Raw genomic sequence first — 21,870 nt, forward strand, 5'->3', positions numbered from 1 at the left:
CGGTAGGCCGACACGCGACCGCTTCCCGGCGGTTGCTCACAAGAACGCAGGGCTCGGTGGACGCTTTGTCATCAGCCGCTGAGACCTTCGCTGACCTCTTTGCCCTGAGCGGCAGCGAGCCGTGCGAACGGCGGGGACGTCAGCCGTCCTGAAGCGTGCGGCGCGGTGAGCGGGCGTAGGTGCGGCGGTAGAGGGTGGCGAAGCGGCCGGGGTGGGAGAAGCCCCAGCGGGCGGCGATGTCGGTGACGGTGGCTCCGGTCTCGGGGTCGGCGGCCGCCAGCTCGGCGTGGGCCTGGGACAGGCGGACCTGGCGGACGTAGGCGAGGGGGGTGCACTCCAGGTGCCGGCGGAAGGCGTACTGGAGCGCACGGACGCTGACGTGGGCCGCCTCCGCGATCTCGGCGACGGTGAGGGGCCGGTCGGGGTGGCCCTCGATGAAGGCCAGGGCGCGTCGCAGGGCGGCCGGATGGGCGTCCTGGCGGTCCGGGCCCGTCGGGTCGGCGGACGCGGTGTTGGGGAAGGTGGCCAGGACGGTCGCGGCCAGGTGCTGGGCGGCGGTGGAGGCGACGAGCGGCTGGTCGGCGACGGCGGCGTCCGCGAGGACGTGGTCCTGGACGTAGCGGATGGTCGACCGCAGCCGCTCCCCCGCGGCGACGCTGAGCGGCCGGTGCCCGGTCAGCCGCACCGGTTCGGGGCGCAGCGGGTCCGCGGTCCCCGCGACCTGGGTGAGCAGGGCGGGGTCGAGCATGGTGATGTTGTAGCGGGCCGCGTGGATGCGGCCCGCGTAGGAGAGCTCCGGCGGAGCGAAGGACACCACGTCGCCGGGCCCGAAGGAGTCCGAGACGCCCTGGTAGACGTGGTCCTCGATGGTGCCCTCGTGGACCACGCACAGGCAGATCCGGCCCAGCGGGGTGACGGCGTAGCTCATGTCGAAGTCGAGGTCGAGCTCGTCGACGCTGACCGTGTCGATGGCGCTGCGGTGGATGCGCGCGCGGCTGCTGTCCGGGGTGCCGTTGCCGATGCGCATCTTCGCGTAGGCGTGACTGAGGAACTCCTCGGTGCGCTCCAGGTCCTCGCTGTCGAAGGTGAGCGTCTCCACGCGGCCAGGTCCTCCCTCTCACTGATCGGCGCTCGGCGTCTTCCTTTTCCCTCCCCCTACCCGCGAATGCCGCAAAGCTGCGTCGAGGCGTTTCGTTTTCTGTCCTGCCTGCTCACAAGGTGTGCGCTTGGTGTCTCGTGCCTGCGGCTTCCGCCGTTGAAACTGGAGAGTCGGTGACCGGGGAGTCACCGGACGGCAGGGGGAGAGGGTGGCAGGGCGGTACATGACGGATCGCGAAGAGCTGGTCGGGAAGATCGAGGAGCTCCAGGAGCAGGTCGCCCAGCTCCAGCAGGCCCTTGTCTCGCACGCCGTCGTCGACCAGGCGATCGGGGTCATCGTCGCCTTGAGCGGTCTGCGCTCCGAGCAGGGGTGGGAGATCCTGAAGACCGTCTCCCAGCGCACCAACACCAAGCTGCGGGACGTGGCCCTGCATGTCGTGCACTGGCCCGTCGTCGGCGCGCTGCCCCCGGAGATCCGCCCCGCACTGCGCATCGCGCTGACCGAGGCACGCGCGGTGCACGGGGGCCGGCCCCTGGTACGCCAGGAGCACTGGTGCGAGCGGTAGGCGGCGCTCTGGCGCGGTCGGCGCCTTGCCGTGGAAAACCGGGTGCCGGACCGGCCGGCCCGTGCGTACGGTTGATCGCATGAAGGTCATCAGCCGTACGCACCACACCGCAGCCGCGCGAGCGACCAGCTCGCCGGCTGCCGACGCCTGACCTCACCCCCTCCCCCGGCGGCCGGAAACGGTCCGCCGGTGCAGGATCTCCGGGTCGCCTCCCATCGCCGCGGTCGTTTCCGGTCCCATGAGACCCAAGGACCCCGCCATGGACTCCGACCGGACCGTACGCGTCTTCACCGACTTCTACCGCGAGCGCGGACACCACCTGATCACGGGGAGCACCCTGCTGCCGCCGCCCGGCGACCCGGTGCTGTTCACGACCTCGGGGATGCATCCCCTCACGCCGTATCTCGAAGGCCGCCCCCATCCCGGGGGCCGGCGTCTGGTCAACGTGCAGCGCTGTCTGCGCACCACCGATCTCGACGAGGTCGGCGACTCCACGCACCTGACGGTGTTCGAGATGCTCGGCTCGTGGTCGCTCGGCGACTACGGCCACTCACGGAGCCTGCGCTGGGGGTACGAGCTGCTCCGCGACGGCTTCGGCATCCCCCACGACAGACTCCACGCCACGGTCTTCGGCGGCGACGAGCAGGTGGGCCCTGATCTGGACGCCCTGCGCACCTGGGAGGAGTCGGGCGTGCCCGTGGAGCTCACCCGGGAGGACAACTGGTGGTCCAACGGTCCCGTGGGCCCGTGCGGCCCGGACTCGGAGATCTTCGTGTGGACCGGCGGCACCCCGCCGCAGGGCACGCCCACGACGGATCCGCGCTGGGTGGAGATCTGGAACCACGTCGTGATGCGGTACCGCCGTCTCGACGACGGCTCGCTCCAGCCCCTGGAGCGTCCCGGTGTCGACACCGGCATGGGTCTGGAGCGGCTGGTCACCTTCCTCCAGGGCCATGACTCGGTCCACGACACCGACCTGTTCGAGCCCTGGAGGCGGCTGCTGCCGTGGTCCCTGGACGAGCCTTCGCTGCGTCTGGTCAGCGACCATCTGCGCTCCGCCGTCGTCGTCATCGGCGACGGGGTGCGGCCGGCCAACACCGGGCGCGGCTACGTCCTGCGCCGGCTCGTCCGTCGGCTGCTCACCACGCTGCGGCGCGAGGACCCCTCCTGCACCCTCTCCGACCTGCCGGTGGAGCTCCTCCGGCACACGCTGGACCACTTCCGGCAGACCAGCGGGACAGTTCATGTCCGGGAAGTCCTGCTGGAGGAGGAACGCGGCTTCGACCGGCTGCTGGAGCGCGGTCGCCGTCTGCTGTCGGGGCCCAGGTACCGGGGGCTGCTGAGCGAGGAGGACTACGACTACCTCCACGACACCCACGGCCTCCCGCGCGACCTGGTGATCGGGCTGCGGCAGCAGGGGTGACGGCTACTCGGTGCGCAGGGCCGTGGCCGTACGGGCCCCGGCCGCCCAGCCCGCCGGGAGCAGCGCGCCCAGCAGGGCGATGACCAGACCGGCCAGGCCCAGCAGGAGCAGCTGCGGGGTGCCGTACACGTCGAGGACGGACGGGGGCAGGTCGGTGCCCGCCGCGTGTCCCATCACCGGCAGCACGAAGCCGTGCAGCGCGTATCCGGCGGGGACGCCGACGAGGCCGCCGAGCACGCCGATGCCGGCCACCGAGGCGAGGACGAGGCTCACGGTCTGCCGGGGCGACATGCCGATGGCCTTGCAGACGCCCAGGTCGTGGACACGTTCCCGGGTGTCGAGAACGACCGAGTTGAGCACACCGAGACCCGCTACGGAGACGAGCATCAGGGTGAGCAGCGCCGCCATGGTGTTCAGGACGAGGACCATGTTGTGCTGCCGGGAAGGGGAGTTGGCCGTGGCCTCGGCGCCGAGGGACTGGATCCGCGCGGAGAGCTTCTCGGCGTACGCGGCCGGGGAGACGCCCGCCTTCACGTCGACCAGGAACACCTGGGGCTTGGTCCCGGGGAAGTCGGCGGCGTTCGCCTGGATCTCCAGCTGGTCCTCCGCGCTGCCGAAGGCCACGCCGACGATCCGCAGGGCGGCCGTCTCCTTGCCGACCGTCACCCGCACGGTGTCGCCGATCTCCGTCCCGGTGGTCTCCAGGAACTGGCGGGGCACGACCACCTGGCCGGTGCCGTCCAGCCAATGGCCGGCGGTCATCGCGTAGGCGGCGCTGCCCGAGTCACCGGTGAACAGGCGGGCCCGGACGTTTCCGGTGATCCCGGCCACGGTGGCGTCCTGCTGGGCCTCGCCGTAGGAGGAGGCGGTGCCCGGCTGCGCCTCGATGGCGGCGCTCACCTGTGCCGGGTCGGCCTGCCGGGGCTCCTGGGTGCCGGGCGCGGGGACGTGTTCGCCGTGTGCCACGCCGGGGCCGCCGGTGAAGACGGTGACCGCGGCACGGTCCTCGGGGTCCTGGATCCGGCCGACCTCGTCGAGCGAGGAGGTGAGTCCGACGGCGAAGGTCGCCGCGATCGTGCCGAACGCGACCGCGAGCAGCATCGCGAGGGCACGGACCGGGTGGGCGAAGGGCGCCGCGAGGCCGTAGGTCACGGCCCGGGGCAGCGGGAGGCGGCCCGCCGCGCGGTGCGCCCACCGGCCGCGTCCGGTGCGCGGGGCCCGGCCGACGGCGATGGCCTCGACGGTGGGCAGTCGCCCGGCCCGCAGCGCGGGGACGAAGGCCGCGGCGCCGACGACCAGCAGGGCGCCGGCCGGGACCACGACGTCCACCCACCAGGCGACCGACAGGGTGGCGGTGCCGTACGCCTGCTCGGTTTCGTCGAGGAGGGGTAGGGCCAGCAGGTTGCCGAGGACGACGCCGAGCGCGATGCCCGCTCCCGCCGGGACGAGCGCCTGCGCCAGGTAGGCGCGGACGACCTCGCGCGGGGTGAAACCGATGGCCTTGAGGATGCCGATCCGGCGCAGACCGGTGCCGACCGCACCGCTGATCACGCTGCCGACGATGATCACGGACATGACGAGTCCGAGGACGCCGAACGCGATCAGGAAGGGGATGGTCGGCGCGGCCCCGCTGTCGGCGGCACGCTTGGTGTCCAGGTAGGACCGGGTGCCGAGCAGCGCCCCCGTGGGGACGGCGGCGGCGAGCTTCTTGCGATCGGCGGCGATGTCGCCCGTCGAGCCGGCCTCCTCGAAGCGGTAGAGCATCTGCCGGGTGACCGGCGCGTCCTTCGAGCCCAGGGCCCTGACCTGTGCGGGCGTCGCCCATGCGTCGGCGCTCCTGCCCGCGGAGGTGGCGAAGCCGACGACCGTGAGCGTCGCGCCGGAGGCCGTCAGGGTGTCGCCCACCTTGAAGGCGGGCCCCTGGTAGGAGGAGCTCAGCACGACCTCGCCCGGTCTTTTCGCCCATCGGCCGGCTGTGAGGTCCAGGTCGTCGACGGTGGCGTGCGGGCCGGTGCGTCCGACGAAGGTCAGCGCCGGGGGCTTGCGGCCGGCCGAGTCGGTGACCTGGAGGAGCGCCGTGGGATAGGGCCCGGCGCTCGCGGTGACCCCGTCCAGCCGCCCGGTGGCCGCGAGTTGTGCGTCGGTGACCTCGGCGGGGTCGAACCCGGCGGTGAGGTGGGCGCCCTGCTGCGCGGCGAAGGCGTGGTCGAAGGGCGCGTTGGTGACGACCATGAGGGAGCCGGCGACCACGGCGGCCGCCACGGCCATCATCGTGGCGATCGCGATGACCGCGGTCTGCACCCGGCGCCTGCCCACCCCGGAGCGGACCACGCGGACGAGCGGTCCGGTCATCGCACGGCCTCCGCGCGGGAGTCGAGGGCGACATGGCCGTCGACGAGGTGGACGGTACGGCTCGCGCAGGCCTGGGCCAGGGCCGGGTCGTGGGTGACCAGCACGATGGTCTGGCCGCCGCGGTGCAGGTCGACGAGGAGGTCACGGACGTCCTGGCCCGAGGCGCTGTCGAGGGCGCCGGTCGGTTCGTCGGCGAGGAGCAGGGCGGGCCGGTTCACCAACGCCCGCGCCACGGCGACGCGTTGGCGTTCACCGCCGGAGAGACGGCCGGGGTGGGTGCGGGCGTGCTTCTGGATGCCGAGGACCTCCATCAGCTCCGTCGCGCGATCCCGCACGGTGCGCCGCGGAACTCCGTTGAGCTGGCCGGGGAGTTGGATGTTGTCGAGGACGGTGAGGTCGTCGAGGAGGTTGAAGAACTGGAAGACCATGCCGATCCGTTCGCGGCGGAACCGGGCCAGCGCGTGCTCGCCGAGCCGGTCGATCCGCTGTCCGTCGACGGTCACCGTGCCCTCGGTCGGCTTGTCGAGCCCGGCGACGAGGTTCAGCAGCGTGGACTTGCCGCTGCCGGAGGGGCCGGTCACCGCGAGCGCCTCACCCTGGGCCACGGAGAGGTCGAGCGGTCCGAGCGCGGGTGCGCCGGCACTGTCGTAGCGCTTGGCCACGCCCTTCAGTTCGATGACCTGGGTCATGGGAGATCCCCTTCGGGAGTGTCGTCGGGCGGGTCCGCGCCATGACGGGCGGGGTGGCCGGGCCACGCGGTTGCGTCGGCGTGGCGAAGTTACGGACGGTCGGGTCGTCGGCGCGTCGGCCGGAGCACCGAGATACGGCCCTTCGCCGGGAGGATCCGGGGCCGGGGTCGTCCCCGAGGAGTACGTCCGGCGGAGGAGGCGCTGGTCATCCGGGCGGACGCGGGACGGGCCTGGGGGCCGTGACAATGGGCGCATGGAGACGGAGTACCTGCGGGGATGGCGTCGGCAGGTGCGTTTCGCGCTGCGCCCGGAGGCCAAGGGCGCCCCGCTGTCGCGGCGTTCGGTGTATTTCGACGTGCTGCTGGCCGTGCTGCTGACGCTGGTCGCGCTGGTGGTGGCGGCGCGCTATCCCGGCGACGGGCCGGTGCGGGTGTCGCGGGTCGAGTACGGAGTGCCCGTGCCTCCGGCGCCCCCGTCGCCGCCCCGGCCGCCCGTGCCCGGTGCGGACGTGGGGCAACCGGAAACCCCGCCCTGGGTCCTGGTCGTGCTGTCGACGCTGCCGCTCGCGGCGCGGCGGCGGTTCCCGCTGGCCGTGTTCGCGGTGGTGCTCGCCGCGGCACTCGGCATCGGTGACAACGCCTCCTGGATCACTGTGCTGACCTGTGTCATCGGCACGTACAGCGCGGTCATGTACAGCCGGTACCGGGCGGGGGCGATGACCGGTCTGGTGGTGGCGGCCGTCTTGGCGGGGGTGGCCTTCCGGTCGACGGATCCGGTGCTGCCGGGCTGGTCGAGTCCCGGGGTGGTGCTGCTGGTGGCCGGGGTCCTGGCCAGCGTGGTCCGGTTCGGGCAGCGGCGGCTCGCGGCGAGCCGGGACCGGTTCGCGGCCCTGGAGCGGGCCCATGAGGAGGCGACCCGCAGGGCCGTTGAGGAGGAACGCGCCCGGATCGCCGCGGAGTTGCACGATGTCGTGACCCACAATGTGAGCGTGATGGTGATCCAGGCGGGCGCGGCGCGCAAGGTCATGGACGTGGCACCGGAGCGTTCCAAACAGGCGTTGCTCGCGGTCGAGGCCGGCGGGCGGGCCGCGATGGCCGAACTCCGGCATGTGATGGGCCTGTTGGCCGCCCCGGACACCGGCAGGCCGGACTCCCCCGCCGACGGTCTCGAACCGCAGCCGGGGCTCGGGCGGTTGGACGCGCTGATCGACCGGGTGCGGGCCGCGGGAACTCCGGTCGGGGTCGCGGTGTCGCTGCCTGCCGAGCCGCTGCCGCCGGGGGTGGACCTGACGGCGTACCGGGTGGTGCAGGAGGCGCTGACCAACACCATCAAGCACGCGCCGGGCGCCGAGGCCGTCGTCACCGTCGGCTGGTCCGACGACCTGCTGGAGATCGAGGTCACGGACACCGGCGGGGTCCGCGTCGCGGTTCCGGCGGACGGGAACGGGCGCGGGCTGATCGGGCTGCGCGAGCGCCTCGCGGTCTACGGCGGCGAGCTGACGGCCGGTCCGACCCCCGCCGGCGGCTTCCGGATCAGGGCGGAGCTGCCGTGGCGGACGACGTGAGCGGAGACACGGTGAGGGCGGTCATCGCCGACGACCAGGCCCTGGTCCGGACGGGGTTCGGGATGATCCTGGCCGCGGACGGCATCGAGGTGACCGCGGAGGCGGCCGACGGGGCGGAGGCGGTCGCCGCGGTCCTGCGAACCCGTCCCGACGTGGTCCTCATGGACATCCGGATGCCCGGCATGGACGGCATCGAGGCGACCCGGCGCATCCTCGCCGAGGACTCCGCGGGCGAGATCCGGGTGATCATCCTGACCACCTACGACCTCGACCACTACGTGTACGCGGCGCTCACGGCGGGGGCGAGCGGCTTCCTCCTGAAGGACGTCACACCCGAGCATCTGGTGGCCGCCGTACGGCTGGTGCGGTCCGGGGACGCCCTGCTGGCGCCCGCGATCACGCGCCGCCTGATCGAGCGCTTCGCCCACCGCGAGGCCGCGCCGCAGGCCTCCCCGCACCGCGACCTGTCGGGGCTGACGCCACGCGAGCTGGACGTGCTGCGGCTTCTGGCCACCGGGCTCAGCAACGCCGAGCTGGCCGAGCGGCTCTTCCTGAGTCCGACGACGGTGAAGACCCATGTCGGACGGATCCTGTCGAAGCTGGAGCTGCGGGACCGGGTGCAGGCGGTGGTCCTCGCCTACGAGAGCGGGCTGATCACTCCGGGCGGCCCCGCGGAGCGTGCGCGTTAGGACACGGTCCGGCCTTGCAGAGCGCGCGACAAGCCATGACCCGGCCGCGCAGAGCGCTCGTCAGGACACGGTCCTGCCGAGTAGCGCTCGTCAGGACACGGTCCTGCCGAGTAGCGCGCGTCAGGACATCAGTCCGGCGGCGATCGTCGCCCCCAGCTCCCAGCACGCCTCGATGTCCGTCTTGGCCGGTTCGCCGGTCACGGTCACCGGTTCGGCCGCACGGCGCCAGCCCAGCCCCGCCGTGATCGACTCGATCCCGCGCAGGGCTCCGGTGACGTCGTTGCCGCCGTGCACGAAGGCCCCGAACGGACGGCCGCGCGTCTCGTCGAGGCAGGGGTAGTAGACCTGGTCGAAGAAGTGCTTGAGGGCACCGGACATGTAGCCGAGGTTGGCCGGGGTACCGAGCAGGTACCCGTCCGCCGCCAGCACGTCCGAGGCGGTGGCGGACAGGGCCGCCCGGCGTACGACGCGGACGCCCTCGATCTCCGGGGCCGTCGCTCCGGAGACGACGGCCTCGAACATCGCCTGGCAGTTCGGCGAGGGCGTGTGATGCACGATCAGCAAGGTGGCCACGCCCGCACCCTGCCCTGCCTCGGCTTTCGACCGCAAGCCGGGCCGCGTCCACGGGGTGCCGGGCTACGATGCCGGGACACCGCGAGGGGGGAGCAGGTCGTGGCCGGAGAGGGACAGCGGGCGGCGGAGGTCTTCGACGCGCTGGGGCTGACGTACGAGAAGGCGTTCGCGCGCTCCGAGGCGCACCTGGCGTCCCTGGAGTGGCTGCTCGGACGGCTGGCCCCGGGCAGCCGGGTCCTGGACGTCGGCAGCGGCACCGGCCGCCCCACGGCGTCGACGCTCTCCGACGCGGGCCATGAGGTGCTGGGGGTGGACGTCTCCCCCGTGATGGTGGAGCTCGCGGTCCGGCAGGTCCCCCGGGCCACCTTCCGTCTCGCCGACATCCGCGAACTGCCACTGGAGGAAGGCGCGTTCGACGCGGTGTGCGTGTACTTCTCCCTGCTTCAGATGTCCCGCGCGGAGCAGTCCCGGGTGCTGGGGCGGCTCGCGCGGGCGCTGCGTCCGGGCGGGAGTCTGGTGCTGGCCACGGTGCCCGCCGACGTGGAGGACCTGGCGATCGAGTTCATGGGCCGGCCGGTCCGGGCCACGAGTTTCACCGCCGAGGACGTGGTGGCCCTGGTGCGGGACGCGGGTCTGGAGGTGGAGTCGGAGCACCTCGTGGACTTCACACCGGACCACCCGGAGGGCGCGCCGGAACCGCATCTGTTCGTGTACGGCCGGCTTCCGGCGTGACACCGGTGTCCCTGCGCGTGCGGAAGGGCCGGACACCCGTCTGTCCGGCCCTTCCGTGCCCGCAGGGTCAGCCGCCGTTCAGCCGTGTGCGCAGCAGTCCCTTGCCGATCTCGGCGCCCTTGCGACTGTCCGCCTGGGCCTTGCGGAACAGGTCGGCGACCTCGGTGTCCTTGGCGCGTTCCGCGTCCTGGATGTAGCTCTCCAGCCGCAGCGCGTTGCTCAGACACGCCTCCACGTACCAGATCAGGTTGTAGTCCTTGTCCGGCGTACCGGTCGCGCCGCCGGTCTCCGTGCTGCTGGTCATACCGGGCCTCCTCCAGCGGTGGTCGTTCCGGAGCCGGACGAGTGCCCCTCGTGCGCGGGGGAAACGCCTCGCAGGGGGCGCGACCGGTCCCCCGTTCCGGTCGTTCCCCCTGCGGTGCGTCCGAACTTACGTGACCTGCGGACTCCTGTGAATCGCGCCGATGCCCGCTGGGCCGGGCGCAGGGCTCACCCGTGCACGGGTGCGTCCGGTTGGCCCGGATCGTCCCGCGGCAGGACGGGAGGTTCGAGTTCTCCCGTCGCGAGATGGGCCAGCACGACCTCGTAGAGATCGCTGCCGGAGGCGAGGAGCCGGCGTTCGAGGACCGGTTCGGCGCTGCGGACGTGCTCCCGCACGGTCTGCGCGTGCACGGCCAGTGCCTGAGCGGCCCGCTCCGCGTTGCCGCCCGCCGCGATCCAGCTGCGCAGGGTGCGGCGCAGATCGCGGGCGTCGCTGTCCAGGCGGCCGAGCAGTTCCCGTGCCCAGGCCTCCAGGGCGGGGCCGGCGAGGAGGCCGCCCAGCCGGGCACGGGTCTGCCGGGCGCCTGCGTGGCTGCCGTCCCGTCCCTCCTGTCCTTCCCGTCGGCCCTCTCCGCCCTGTCCGTCCCGTCGGCCCTCTCCGCCCTGTCCGTCCTGTCCGTCCTGTCCGTCAGCGAGGCTGACCTGGGTGCTCAGGGCCAGATGGACGGTCGCGCGGACGGTCAGGTCGGTGAAGTCGGTACGCAGCAGGGCCTCGACGCGTTCCATACGGGCGCGGACCGTGTTGCGGCTGACACCCAGCACTTTCGCGGCGCTCACGGCGGTGAACTCCAGGCCGAGACGGGTGGTGGCGAGCAGTTCCGCGCGGGTGTGGTGCGGCAGGGTGTCGAGCGGGCGCAGAAGCCGGGCGGTCCACGCGCGCAGCGCCGCCGGGTCCATCAGCCGTTCGGGGTGGGTGCGTTCGGCGTACACGGCCGCCCTGTCCGGCCGTACGCGCGCCACGGCGAGGGCGCTCACCGCCTGTCCGTAGGCGGCGGCGGTCCGGGCGAGGCTCTGGTGGGCGCTGCCGCCGAGAAGGGTGCCGGGGTGGCGGTCGACGAGCGAGCGCAGGGCTTCGCCGCAGGCGTCCCCGGCGGCCACGAGGATCACGTGTCCGTCCATGGCCGGGCAGCGTACGACCAGCGCCCGGCCCCCGGTCACGCCGAGGCACTCCTCGGCGAGCCGGTCGCGTTCCGCCGCGTCGCCTTCGAGGACGTAGACGCAGGCCGTGTCCGTGTCGAGCAGTCCGGGCCACAGCCCCGCGGCGACGCGGCGCGCTGCGACGGTGTCCTCCACCATCAGCAGCTGGAGTATGGCCAGGCGCAGATCGGAGGTGGCCCGCTTCAGGCGCCGGTCGGCCGCGGTCGTCTCCCGGGCGCGCAGCAGGAGTTCGAGGACCTGGGCGGTGTGCGTGAGGATGTCGGAGGTGCGCCGGTCGAAGGGGTCGGGGCGGGCCACCGCGAGCACACCGGCCGCCGCCGGGTTCGGGTGTTCGACCCTGAGCAGGCGCACATGGCCGCGCCCGTCCGCCGAGGCCGCGGAGGCGATCCGGCCGACGCGGATGTCCGCGACGAGGGTCTCGTCGAGCGGCATGCGGGGGCCGGCGACGAGGATTCCGGCGTCGTCGTGGAGGGAGGCCGCGCCGTGCACCGTTTCCCCGAGCCAGGCGACGAGTCTGCTGATGTCACGCCCGGTTGGCCTGAGATGCTCCAGGAGCTCCTGCGCCCACGCCGAATTCCCGGCGTCCATCGCCCTGCCGCTCGTCGGCCCACCCTCCTGACCTGCCACGTCACCCTTCTCCTCGCCGCTCGCACCCTCCTGACATACCGCTCGGTACGTTACCTCACGTGCGGTCGGCGGTCGGCGGGGCGGACGCCGTCAGAAGGTGAGAAGGCGGGTGTGAAGGTGCCCGTCGCGCGGAAAGTGTGGGGGAGCCGCGGGGAGGCGGGCGGTGAGGGGATACCCGCATTTCCGGGCCACCCGGCAGGAGGCGATGTTGTCCTCGCTGTGGAGGAGTTCGAGGCGCACGAGCCCGTCACCGGCAAAGGCGTCGAACGCCCAGGAGGTCAACGCGTCCAGGGCCCGCGGCGCCACCGCCCGGCCCCGCGCGTGTGCCGCCGTCCAGTACCCGACCTCGCCCGAAGGGCCGCCCGGGGCGGGGCGTTTGAGAACGACGTGCCCCACGAGGCGTTCACCGGCGGCGACTTCACCGGACCCGCACCGCACCCCTTCCTCGACGACCGCGAAGGCGAACCGGTCCCTCTCATGCCACCCCCGCTCCTGCTCCCGCACCCACCGCTCGGCCTCCACCTCACCGTCCACGACGGAGCCGATCCAGCGGCGCAGCTCCTCGTCGCGGTGCAGGACGGCCAGCTCGGCGGCGTCCGCAGGCCGCCAGGGTCGCAGCACGAGTGCCGGCGCCTTCGCGGCGGCAGGGGCGTGGAGTCGTACGGCGATGTGTTCCCGGTCCATGTCCGGAGCGTAGGTGACAGGCACCGTCGGGCCTCGCACGGGTCGGCCGCGGCGCCGCTCCCCGGCCTCCGTCGCCGTCCCACCGCGACGGCATAAGCTCGTCGAATGGCCAAGTACTTCGACGTGCACCCCGACAACCCGCAACCCCGCGCCATCTCGCAGATCGCCGAGAGCATCCGGTCGGACGCCCTCATCGCGTACCCGACGGACTCCTGCTACGCGCTCGGCTGCCGGCTGGGCAGCCGGGACGGCATCGACCGGATCCGCAGCATCCGCCATCTCGACGACCGGCACCACTTCACCCTGGTCTGCCAGGACTTCGCGCAGCTCGGCCAGTTCGTACGGGTCGACAAGGACGTGTTCCGGGCGATCAAGGCGTCGACGCCCGGCAGCTACACCTTCATCCTCCCCGCGACGAAGGAGGTGCCGCGGATGCTCCAGCACCCGAAGAAGAAGACCGTCGGCGTGCGCATCCCGGACCACGTCGTCACCCAGGCGCTCCTGACCGAGCTGGGCGAACCGCTGCTGTCGAGCACCCTGCTCCTGCCCGACGAGGAGGAGCCGATGACCCAGGGCTGGGAGATCAAGGACCGTCTCGACCACGTACTGGACGCGGTCGTCGACTCCGGCGACTGCGGCACCGAACCGACGACGGTGATCGACTTCTCGGGCGGCGAGGCGGAGATCGTCCGGAAGGGCGCGGGCGACACCAGCCGCTTCGAGTAAAGCCCCGCTCAAGCGGGAGGGGGCCATGGCGGCGACTTCGATGGTGCGTGCAAGCATGTGCCCGGCCCGGTTCCGCCGGGCCGGCGAACTGCTCGCCGTCGCATGCGCAGAGAGGCACCCCCATGACCTCCGTACAGGGAACCGACGTCGACATCCCCACCGAGGACGGCATCGCCGACGCCTATCTGGCCCACCCGGCCGACGGCGCGCCCCGGCCCGCCGTCCTGGTCTTCCAGGACGCGTTCGGGCTGCGCCCCCAGCTGAGGTCCATGGCCGACCGGCTCGCCGAGGCCGGCTACACGGTCCTCGTGCCCAACGTGTTCTACCGGCACGGACGCGCGCCGGTCTTCGACCTTCCGGAGTTCATCGACCCCGGGGCCCGGCCGGAGATCTTCGAGAAGATCTCGCCGGTGATGCAGGCGCTGACGCCCGAGCTCGCGATGCGGGACGCCGGGGTGTATCTGCGCTGGCTGGCGGAGCGCCCCGAGGTCGCCGAGGGCCCGGTGGCCCTCACCGGATACTGCATGGGCGCGCGGCTGTCGCTGCTCACCGCGGGCACCTATCCGGACCGGGTGGCCGCGGCGGCAGGCTTCCACGGCGGGCGCCTGGCCACCGACACCCCTGACAGCCCGCACCTGGTGGCGAAGCAGATCACCGCGGAGCTGTACTTCGGGCACGCCGACAACGACCACTCGCTGCCGCCCGAGCAGATCGAGCGTCTGGAGGCCGCACTGACCGAGGCCGGAGTACGGCACCGCTGCGAGGTCTACGAGGGCGCCCCGCACGGCTTCACCCAGGCCGACACCGCCGCGTACCACAGCGAGGGCGACGAACGGCACTGGGCGGCACTGCTCGACCTGCTCAAGCGCACGTTCTAGCAGGCGGAGCGGGGCGGCTCGACGCCCAAGTGGCGGCGCAGGAAGTCCACTTGCCGCTCCAGCAGCTGCCGGGTGACGGTCGAGCCGATCGGCTGGTGGCCGATGCCGGGGAGGATCAGGAGTTCGTGCGGGCGCCCCGCGGCCTTGAGCGCCGCGGACAGGCGGAGGGTGTTGACCGGCGGGACGTTGGTGTCGGCGAGCCCGTGGATCAGCAGCAGCGGCCGGGGCAGCCCCGGCGCGTCGCGAAGCAGGTCACAGGCCTCGTACCGGTCCGGGTGCAGGTCGGGATGACCGAGGAACCGCTCGCGCCAGTGCGCGTGGTACAGCCGCTGGTCGGTGACGCCCGCACCGGCCACGGCGGCATGGAAGACGTCCGGGCGGCGCAGCACGGCCACCGCGGCGAGCGCACCGCCGAAGGACCAGCCGCGGAAGGCGACCCTGGCGAGGTCGAGGTCGGGACACCGGCGGCCGGCCTCGCGCAAGGCGCTGACCTGGTCGTCCAGGACGGGTCCGAACAGGTCGCCATGGACCTCACGCTCCCAGCCGGGTCCGCGGCCTGGGGTGCCGCTGCCGTCGGTCGTCAGCACCGCGCAGCCCTGCTCGGCGAACCACTGGGCCAGCAGCACCCGCGAGTCGAGCTCGGTGGTGACGCGTTGGAGGGCCGCGCCGCCGTACGAGTCGACGAGCACCGGCAGCGGGCCGCCGCCCCGGCGGTGCCAGGAGGGCAGGTGGAGCCGGGCGCGAAGCGCTCGCGGGCCCAGGACGAAGTGCTCGGCGCGGATGTCGACCACCGGGCGTTCGGCGTACGACAGGACGGTGACGGCCGGTCTGCCCGCGCGCAGCACCTCGGCCCGCCCGCCGGGCCGCTCGGCGTCCCGGGTGACCCGGACCAGCGTGCCGCCGCTCCGGGTACCGGAGTGCACGCCGGGCCCGGAACTCAGCTGTCGTAGGCCGGACTTGGGGCCATAGCTCCACAGGTGGGTCTCGGTGGGTTCGTCGGTGGCCGTGAACAGGACGTCGTCGCCGTCGGTGCCGAGCACCGCTCGCAGCTGAAGTCCCTGCGGGGTGACGTCCGTTCCGTCCCAGGTGAGGTGCCGGGTCCCGCTCGTGTCACGGTGGGCGAGAAGGGCACCGGAGGCCGTGCGTGCGGGCAGCCCCGGGACGAGGTGCACCCAGCACGCGTCGCGCTGTTCGCGCAGGACGGCGGTCCGGCCGTCGTCGGGGTCGATGCCGAGGAAGCGGACGGTGCGCTGGTCACGTGACTGCACGAGAGCCCAGGGGCCGTGCGTGTCCCATCCGGCGCCCACGACGTATTCGTAGGCGTCCCGGCCCCAACTCACCTGTAGCGGCGAGCTGTCGAGGCTTGAGACCCATAACGTGACGTCGGGGTTGGGCGTGCCGGCGAGGGCTGTGCGGCGGACTTCGCGGCCCGGGTCACCGGGGGCGGCCAGGTCGGGTGAGCCGGTACCGGCCGCCCTGCCGCCTCCGCCGGCCGGATCGACCACCTGATCGGCCGTCGGCCAGGGCTGGACGCGCCTGGAGTCCGTCCGCGCGAACAGCAAGTGATTGCCGTCCGGCGACCACCAGTGTCCACGGGCATCGTCGAGGGACGTGGCGGTGGTGTGGGGGGCGACCCCGAACTCGACGCCGGGCGTGGGTGTTTGGGCTATCGACCGGTCCCCTGTCCCGTCCGCCTCCACCACGCGCAGGGTGCCGTGCGAGACGTAGGCGATGCGGCGCCCGATGGGGTCGGGCCGCGGGTCCGAGACTGGTCCGACGACGGGCAGCCGCCGCGGCTCCCCCTTGCCTGAGTCCACGGTCCACAGCCCGCCGCCGAGGGCGAAGGCGACGACCCCGGCCGCCGCGTCGGCGCCGCACGCCTCGACACCCCCCGCCCGCCCCCTGCGCTCCAACCGCCCGCCCTCGAGCAGCCGAACGGGATCGGCCAGCAGGCGTTCCCTGCCGGAGGCCACGTCCAGCGCCCACAGACAGGTCACCGGGTCGTCGCCGGTGCGCCCGCGGAGGAACAGCACGGTGTCCCCACCAGTGCCGACGACGAACCGCCCGGGGACACCACGGGTGAAGCGGAGGGTGCGGACGAGCTGTTCGGGGAGGGTGGTGAGGGGCATGACGGTGTCTTACCACCGGCCCCGCAAATAAAACGTGTGTTCGATTAAAGAGGCCACCTGCTCACCGTGCCTCGGCCTCGGCGGATGCCTCCCGCAGCCGTCCGAGCCACTCAGCGGCCAGCCTGCGGCCGTTCGGGAGTTGGTCGTGGCGGTCCCATCGCCAGGTCGTGATCATCGCGAGGACGAGGAGTCGGCAGTCGTGCAGCAGGTCCTGGTCGATGTTCGCGTAATGCCCGGCGACGTCGTCGGGCGCGTGGGCGAGATCGAATTCGACGGGGCCCCGGCAGCAGGTCTCCAGGTCGATGAAGAGAGGCCCGCTCTCGGTGGCGAGCAGGTTTCCCGGGTGCGGCTCGCCGTGCAGCAACTGGTCGGCGGTGCCGCGCTCGCCGATCACTCGCCGCAGACCTCGCAGGGTCTCGTCGAGGAGTTGTCGGTCCGCGTCGGCCAGCGCCGGTGTGCGGCCGCGGTCCGCCAGAAGGCGTTGCGCCTGGTCGACGCGGACCGTGAAGTGCGGTGCAGGGAGGTCGAGTTGGCGCATACCGGCATGCAGTCTCGAGAGCGCGTCGGCGTATGCGGCGGGTGGGACCTCTGGGGGCACGGTCGGTTCGTGGTAGGTCCACAAGGTGACTACGAAGCCATCGCGCTCGTGGACGCCCGGAGTCACGCGAGGTGCGAGCGCGGCCACCGGGCTTCCCACCTCGGCGAGCCGCTGAGCGAGTTCGACCTCGAACTGAGCGACCTGGTCCGCCACCGGCGCGACCCGGGCCAGGACGTCACAGGGCAGCAGCCGCAGAGTCAGCTTGTTCGAGTCCTGGAGCACGGTCGCTTCGTCGGCCGCGAGGCCCAGTGACGCGGCCGTCGCCCTCGCCGCGGCCACCGCACGCGGAAGCTCCGAGACCTGCATCACCGACCGGCCTTCCCGTGTGCACCGCCATGCCGGTTCATGCGGTGCCGGAAGGCGCACGGTACCAAGACGAGCGCGCCGGCCGGACCGAATAAATTCCGCTCACCCCGTGGCCCGGGAGGCGGCGGTTCGGGCCGACTCAGCGGGCCTGGCCACGCCGCCAGGACCGCAGGACACGAAAGCGGTCCGGACACTCCGGGTCCCGGTCCACCACCTGGATCGGTGCATCCGCCCACTGCCACACGCTGATCCCCGCAGTGCGCCCGAACCGGATCCGGCCCCGAGTGCCCTCGACGGCGACACCCTGCCAGGACTCGGCGATGCGCGCCCGGTCCGTGCCGTGCTCCCTGAGCAGCGCGGCGAGGACGGCGACCGTGTCGTAGCCCTCGTACGCCACGAACGACGGCGGTCGGCCCAGCCGCTCACGCAGGCTCGCCTCGACCTGCACTCCGACCGGGCCGAGTTCCTCGGGCAGATACCGCAGGAACGCGATCCCGGCACCGTCGTCACCCAGCAGCGTCTCCCATGAGGCGAACTCGGGCTGCCCGGCCGGGGCGCCGACGAGGACCCCGGCGAGACGCCGGTCGCGGCGGACCGCACGGACGATCGGCGCCGCCGGGTCCGGGGAGCCGACCAGGAGCAGGAGAGCCGTCGTACGCTGCTCGACCAGCTTGTCGCACAGGGCGGTCGGGGAGTTTTCCCGCACGTCGAGTTCGACGACGGTGCCACCGCGAGCGACGAGGTGGTCCCTGAGGATGCGGACTCCGGAGGCCCAGTACACGCTCGGCTGGGTCGCCACGGCGATGTGGTGGTGGCCCGCGTCGAGGAGGAAGTCCGCGTAGATCCGCCAACCGTGGGACTGTGGTGGCGAGAGGCGCGCGACCCGGTCAGTCGGCCGCTCGGTGAGCGTGTCCAGAACCGCCGACGAGCACAGGAACGGCAGACCCAGTGCGTCCGCGCGGGCCGCGGCTGCCCGGGCGACGACGCTGTGGTACTCCCCCGCCAGGGCGGCCACCCCCAGTCCGGCCAGCTCGTCCACGGCGGCCTCGGCCGTTCCCGGATCCGCTGCGGTGTCCCGGACGACCAGCTCAAGGGGTCTGCCGCCGATTCCACCGCTGCCGTTGACCGAGTCGGTGCCCAACTCGATGCCGGCCAGCAGGTGTTGGCCCGCTTCGACCCAGCCGGGCCGGGTCAGTGGAACGAGAACGCCGATCCGGACGGCAGATCCGAAGTCCGAGTCCGGGTCCGGGTCCGCTCCAGCCGATGAAAGGGCCACGCCGTCGTCCACCTCGTCCCTCGGGGGTGAGTCCATGGGCGTGATCCTGCCGGACCTCGCCTCCACAGGGCCTACCCCCATCCGGCGCGCAAGCTCAACTACTCACCCCGCGCAGTCCGCGTCCCACCGACCCTTTGCTCCGCGCCCCTCGCCACCGCCGACACCATTCGCCGGATGTCCGCCAGGTCCGCCTCGAACTCGGCCGTGAGGTCGACCGGGAGGTCCAGCCACCGTCCGACCCTGCCGTGGCCGGGGAGTTCACCGGCCGGGAGCTGACTGCGGCGGCCGCGCGGATCGAGGGCACCGGGGGTGAAGCGGCCGGACGCCTCGGAGGCGGCGAAGCCGATGACGAAGGTGCTGATCAGCCGCTCCAGTCGGGGCACTTCCGACTCCGGGACCCCGGCCTCGATGAGCGCGAGATAGATGATGTCGACCGCACGCACGGCGTCCGGAGTGACGGCAGGGCGCGAGAAGAGCAGGTGCGCCGCCCAGGGGTGACGCTGGGTCACCGCCCGGCAGGCGTGCGCGAGGGCGTCGAGCCGCTGGTCCCAGCTCGGTTCCTCGCCCCCGAGCGCTGCGCCACCGCCGTCACCGCCGTCCACGTCGTCCGTCGGCAGCAGCGCGGACAGCAGGCGTCCCACCATCCCGTCCAGCAGGGCCGCCTTGTCCTTGACGTGCCGGTACAGCGCCATCGGCGTGACCCCGACGCGCTCGGCCAGCGCACGCATCGACACCGCCTCCAGGCCGCGCTCGTCGGCGATGGCCAGGGCCGCGTCCAGGATCTCTTCCCGTCTGCCACTCATGGGTCTACAGTGTAGACGTATACGCCGTAGACCCTGCTTCGCAGGCAAGCAGGCACGCAGGCACGCAGGCACGCAGACAAGGGGGGCGGATGCTCGTCACGAACGGGTTGGTGAAGTCCTACGGCCGTCATCGCGCGCTCGACGGTTTCGATCTGACGGTCGAGCCGGGCGAGATCGTCGGTCTGATCGGTCACAACGGCGCGGGCAAGACGACCTTCGTGGAGATCGTCACCGGCCTGGTGCGCCCCGACGCGGGCAGCGTCCGCATCGGGCCGTACGACGCGCTGAGCGAGGGCCGCGACGCCCGGCGGCTCGTCGGGGTCGCTCCGCAGGAGTTGGCCCTGTACGGCAGTGTCACCGTACGGGAGAACCTGCGGCTGCTCGCCGGGCTTGCCGGACTCCGGGGCCGGCGCCGCGACGCGGGGATCGCCCGGGTCCTGGAGGAGCTTCAGTTGTCCGCGGTCGCGGACCGGCCCGTGGGCATCCTGTCCGGCGGACAGCGGCGCCGGGTCCAGGCGGCCACGGCGATGGTCGGCTCACCACCGCTCCTGCTGCTCGACGAGCCGACGGCCGGCGCCGATCCGGAGACCCGCTCGGCTCTGCTGGCCGCGGTGAGGGCTCGCGCCGAAGCCGGTGCCACCGTCGTCTACACGACCCACTACCTCCCCGAACTCGTCGACCTGGACGCCACGTTGGCGATCGCGCGAGCAGGCCGGGTCATCGCGCGCGGCACCCAGGAGGAACTCACCCGGCATCTGCCCGGCGAACTCCGGGTCACCTTCGCCGACCCGGCCGAACCCGAACTCCGCATGCCGACCACGGATCCCGGCGCCGACCTGGCGGCCCTGCTCGCCTCCGGCCGCACGCCCGCCTCCGTCGACGTCCACCGTCCCGGCCTGGACGACCTGTACCACTCCCTGGAGACGACGACACCGGAGACCGGGCCGACGGAAACCACGACACAGCAGTCCACGACACAGCAGTCCACGGTCACGCACACCACGGCACCCACGCGGACGGAGCCCCACGATGCCGCCGCGTGACTCCGCGACCCGTCTGAGCGTCCTGATCCGCCACAACACGCTGCTGATGCTGCACGAACCGGGCCCTTTGCTGAGCCGGATGATCCTGCCGCTGGTCTTCATGACCCTCCTGCGCCCGCTCTATCTGTCCGCGCAGGGCCACGCGGCCGGTACCGAACAGGCGGTCGTCGGCACGCTGGTCACGTTCTCGCTGCTCGCCCTCAGCATCTCGGGCAACGCGATCCTCTCCGAACGCCTCGGCCGCACCTGGGACCGGCTGCGCGGCACTCCTCTGCACCCGGCGGAGCTGCTGCTCGGCAAGGCCGTGCCCGTGCTCACCGCTCTGCTCGCGCAGCAGTCGCTGATCGTCGGCTTCGGGGTGTGCGTGTTCGGACTGCGCGTGCCGCATCCGTTCCTGCTGCTGGGGGTGCTGCTCAGCTGGAGCTGCACGCTGCTCGGCCTCGGGGCGCTGCTCGGGGTGCTGGTCCGCACGATGGGCGAGCTCTCCGCCGCCTACGACATCGGCGGCATGCTCCTCAGCAGCGTCGGCGGCGCGCTCGTCCCGCTCGCCGTCCTGCCCGGCTGGGTCGCGGACGTGGCCCCGGCCTCCCCCGGCTACTGGGCCGCTCACGGCTTGCGCGCCGCACTCGCGGGCGACGCCTCCACCGCGGCGACGGCCTGCGCCACCCTCTTCGGCACGGCCGCGGTCTGCACGACCCTGGCCTCGGTCCGGCTCCAGGGCCGCAGCGGGCGGATGGTGGCCCTCTAGACGGACAGGTTCGCGTAGTTTCCCTGCCCGCGACCCGTGTGCGATGACTTTCCGGCGCTGCCACGGTCCACCTCATGTACGACTCCCGCAGAACGGATGTGATGACGATGCCGAGCAGCTCCGCCTACGCCAAGGTCAACGGCCTGGAGATGTACTACGAGATCCATGGCGCGGATCGCGAGGACGGCCGTCCGCTGGTGCTGCTGCACGGCGGTGTCCTCACCGTGGATCTGACGTTCGCGGGTGTACTGCCCGAACTGGCCGCTCACCGGCGGGTGGTGGCTCCCGAACTCCAGGGGCACGGGCACACCGCCGACATCGACCGTGACATCTCCGTGGCCGGTCTCGCCTCCGACGTGGTGGCGCTGCTCGACGAACTCGGCGTGCGCCAGGCCGACTTCCTCGGTTTCAGCCTGGGCGGTCTGACCGCCCTGGAGATCGCCGTCCGGTATCCCGAGCGCGTCGGACGGCTCGCGCTCGCCGCCACCATGTACACCCAGGAAGGTGTCCATGAGGAGGTGCGCGTACCGGACTACAGCTCGCCCCTGCTGCCGAGCCAGGCGGACTTCCAGGAGATGGCCGACGCCTACGCGGCCGTCGCACCGCACCCCGAGCACTTCCAGGAGTTCCTCGCGAAGACCTCCGCGGCGGCGCAGGCCCCGCTTCCCTGGACCGCCGACGACCTGCGCGGGCTGCGGGCACCCACACTTCTGGTCATCGGCGACAGCGACTTCGTACGCGTGGAGCACGCGGTGGAGATGCAAAGCCTGATCCCCGGCGCGCAGTTGGCCGTTCTCCCCGCCACCAAGCACATGACCCTCATGCGGCGGACATCCCTGCTGCTGCCCCTCCTGGGCGAGTTCTTCGCCTAGGCACCCCAGGCGGGC

Annotated in this window: 21 protein-coding genes; 10 read left to right on the forward strand and 11 right to left on the reverse strand. The window is 72.6% G+C overall.

Features of this window, described 5'->3' with window-relative positions; all coding sequences use genetic code 11:
* Positions 1 to 139: 139 nt before the first annotated feature.
* Positions 140 to 1,099 (reverse strand): helix-turn-helix transcriptional regulator, encoded by a 960-nt coding sequence (locus IF54_RS0131940; protein WP_030325114.1) that lies wholly within the window; start codon positions 1,097 to 1,099, stop codon positions 140 to 142.
* Positions 1,100 to 1,322: 223 nt separating this feature from the next.
* On the opposite strand from IF54_RS0131940, the gene IF54_RS0131945 reads away from it, so the two are divergent.
* Together IF54_RS0131945 and IF54_RS0131950 are read left to right on the forward strand one after the other, a co-directional pair.
* Positions 1,323 to 1,664 carry an ANTAR domain-containing protein gene (locus tag IF54_RS0131945; protein ID WP_030325116.1) on the forward strand — a complete coding sequence of 114 codons (342 nt, stop codon included), beginning with the start codon at positions 1,323 to 1,325 and terminating at the stop codon, positions 1,662 to 1,664.
* Positions 1,665 to 1,923: 259 nt separating this feature from the next.
* Positions 1,924 to 3,087 carry an alanine--tRNA ligase-related protein gene (locus IF54_RS0131950; RefSeq protein ID WP_030325118.1) on the forward strand — a complete coding sequence of 388 codons (1,164 nt, stop codon included), beginning with the start codon at positions 1,924 to 1,926 and terminating at the stop codon, positions 3,085 to 3,087.
* Between the two features lie 3 nt (positions 3,088 to 3,090).
* Here the strand turns inward: IF54_RS0131950 and IF54_RS0131955 are convergent, their stop codons facing one another.
* Together IF54_RS0131955 and IF54_RS0131960 are read right to left on the reverse strand one after the other, a co-directional pair.
* Positions 3,091 to 5,439 carry an ABC transporter permease gene (locus IF54_RS0131955; RefSeq protein WP_030325120.1) on the reverse strand — a complete coding sequence of 783 codons (2,349 nt, stop codon included), beginning with the start codon at positions 5,437 to 5,439 and terminating at the stop codon, positions 3,091 to 3,093.
* Entirely contained in the window at positions 5,436 to 6,128 is a 693-nt protein-coding gene (locus tag IF54_RS0131960) for an ABC transporter ATP-binding protein (protein WP_030325122.1), read from the reverse strand. The genes IF54_RS0131955 and IF54_RS0131960 overlap by 4 nt, the downstream gene beginning before the upstream one ends.
* Positions 6,129 to 6,381: 253 nt before the next feature.
* Here IF54_RS0131960 and IF54_RS0131965 point away from each other — a divergent pair, with 253 nt between their 5' ends.
* Together IF54_RS0131965 and IF54_RS0131970 are read left to right on the forward strand one after the other, a co-directional pair.
* A complete protein-coding gene (locus tag IF54_RS0131965; protein ID WP_030325124.1) occupies positions 6,382 to 7,692 on the forward strand; it encodes a sensor histidine kinase in 1,311 nt (436 codons plus the stop codon).
* Positions 7,677 to 8,381, forward strand: coding sequence for a response regulator (locus IF54_RS0131970; RefSeq protein ID WP_030325126.1), 705 nt, complete (start codon positions 7,677 to 7,679; stop codon positions 8,379 to 8,381). Before IF54_RS0131965 ends, IF54_RS0131970 begins: the two co-directional genes overlap by 16 nt.
* 120 nt (positions 8,382 to 8,501) lie before the next feature.
* On the opposite strand, the gene IF54_RS0131975 is transcribed toward IF54_RS0131970, so the two are convergent.
* Positions 8,502 to 8,954 carry a flavodoxin family protein gene (locus IF54_RS0131975; RefSeq protein ID WP_030325128.1) on the reverse strand — a complete coding sequence of 151 codons (453 nt, stop codon included), beginning with the start codon at positions 8,952 to 8,954 and terminating at the stop codon, positions 8,502 to 8,504.
* Positions 8,955 to 9,053: 99 nt separating this feature from the next.
* Between IF54_RS0131975 and IF54_RS0131980 the strand changes: the two genes are divergently transcribed.
* Complete coding sequence (locus IF54_RS0131980) at positions 9,054 to 9,686, forward strand: class I SAM-dependent methyltransferase (protein ID WP_030325130.1); 633 nt, start codon at positions 9,054 to 9,056, stop codon at positions 9,684 to 9,686.
* Between the two features lie 67 nt (positions 9,687 to 9,753).
* Here IF54_RS0131980 and IF54_RS0131985 read toward each other — a convergent pair whose 3' ends face one another.
* From IF54_RS0131985 to IF54_RS0131995, 3 genes are all read right to left on the reverse strand, one after another.
* On the reverse strand, positions 9,754 to 9,990 hold the full coding sequence (locus IF54_RS0131985) for a hypothetical protein (protein ID WP_030325132.1): 237 nt from the start codon (positions 9,988 to 9,990) through the stop codon (positions 9,754 to 9,756).
* Between the two features lie 185 nt (positions 9,991 to 10,175).
* Positions 10,176 to 11,753: a helix-turn-helix domain-containing protein gene (locus tag IF54_RS0131990; protein ID WP_107047922.1), complete on the reverse strand. Its 1,578-nt coding sequence runs from the start codon at positions 11,751 to 11,753 to the stop codon at positions 10,176 to 10,178.
* A 129-nt stretch (positions 11,754 to 11,882) separates the two neighbouring features.
* A complete protein-coding gene (locus tag IF54_RS0131995) occupies positions 11,883 to 12,476 on the reverse strand; it encodes a GNAT family N-acetyltransferase (protein ID WP_030325136.1) in 594 nt (197 codons plus the stop codon).
* A gap of 105 nt (positions 12,477 to 12,581) precedes the next feature.
* On the opposite strand from IF54_RS0131995, the gene IF54_RS0132000 reads away from it, so the two are divergent.
* Together IF54_RS0132000 and IF54_RS0132005 are read left to right on the forward strand one after the other, a co-directional pair.
* Positions 12,582 to 13,202 (forward strand): L-threonylcarbamoyladenylate synthase, encoded by a 621-nt coding sequence (locus tag IF54_RS0132000; RefSeq protein ID WP_030325138.1) that lies wholly within the window; start codon positions 12,582 to 12,584, stop codon positions 13,200 to 13,202.
* Between the two features lie 122 nt (positions 13,203 to 13,324).
* The gene (locus IF54_RS0132005) at positions 13,325 to 14,080 is read left to right on the forward strand and encodes a dienelactone hydrolase family protein (protein WP_030325140.1); all 756 of its coding nucleotides are present in this window, start codon (positions 13,325 to 13,327) and stop codon (positions 14,078 to 14,080) included.
* On the opposite strand, the gene IF54_RS0132010 is transcribed toward IF54_RS0132005, so the two are convergent.
* The 4 genes from IF54_RS0132010 to IF54_RS0132025 form a co-directional block, all read right to left on the reverse strand.
* Entirely contained in the window at positions 14,077 to 16,209 is a 2,133-nt protein-coding gene (locus IF54_RS0132010; protein WP_030325142.1) for a S9 family peptidase, read from the reverse strand. The two genes, IF54_RS0132005 and IF54_RS0132010, sit on opposite strands and share 4 nt — an antisense overlap.
* Positions 16,210 to 16,270: 61 nt before the next feature.
* Positions 16,271 to 17,113 (reverse strand): phosphotransferase, encoded by an 843-nt coding sequence (locus IF54_RS0132015; protein WP_030325143.1) that lies wholly within the window; start codon positions 17,111 to 17,113, stop codon positions 16,271 to 16,273.
* A 139-nt stretch (positions 17,114 to 17,252) separates the two neighbouring features.
* Positions 17,253 to 18,425: an ABC transporter substrate-binding protein gene (locus tag IF54_RS0132020; RefSeq protein WP_030325144.1), complete on the reverse strand. Its 1,173-nt coding sequence runs from the start codon at positions 18,423 to 18,425 to the stop codon at positions 17,253 to 17,255.
* A gap of 62 nt (positions 18,426 to 18,487) precedes the next feature.
* Positions 18,488 to 19,192 (reverse strand): TetR/AcrR family transcriptional regulator, encoded by a 705-nt coding sequence (locus IF54_RS0132025; RefSeq protein ID WP_051735610.1) that lies wholly within the window; start codon positions 19,190 to 19,192, stop codon positions 18,488 to 18,490.
* Positions 19,193 to 19,281: 89 nt separating this feature from the next.
* On the opposite strand from IF54_RS0132025, the gene IF54_RS0132030 reads away from it, so the two are divergent.
* The 3 genes from IF54_RS0132030 (at position 19,282) to IF54_RS0132040 (ending at position 21,855) form a co-directional block, all read left to right on the forward strand.
* Positions 19,282 to 20,235: an ABC transporter ATP-binding protein gene (locus IF54_RS0132030; protein WP_030325146.1), complete on the forward strand. Its 954-nt coding sequence runs from the start codon at positions 19,282 to 19,284 to the stop codon at positions 20,233 to 20,235.
* Positions 20,222 to 20,983, forward strand: a complete 762-nt coding sequence (locus tag IF54_RS0132035; protein ID WP_030325149.1) for an ABC transporter permease — start codon at positions 20,222 to 20,224, stop codon at positions 20,981 to 20,983. Before IF54_RS0132030 ends, IF54_RS0132035 begins: the two co-directional genes overlap by 14 nt.
* 74 nt (positions 20,984 to 21,057) lie before the next feature.
* Positions 21,058 to 21,855 (forward strand): alpha/beta fold hydrolase, encoded by a 798-nt coding sequence (locus tag IF54_RS0132040; RefSeq protein WP_234439112.1) that lies wholly within the window; start codon positions 21,058 to 21,060, stop codon positions 21,853 to 21,855.
* The last annotated feature ends 15 nt before the right edge of the window (positions 21,856 to 21,870 follow it).

Source organism: Streptomyces sp. NRRL B-3229, assembly GCF_000719505.1.
GTDB classification, from domain to species: domain Bacteria; phylum Actinomycetota; class Actinomycetes; order Streptomycetales; family Streptomycetaceae; genus Streptomyces; species Streptomyces griseorubiginosus.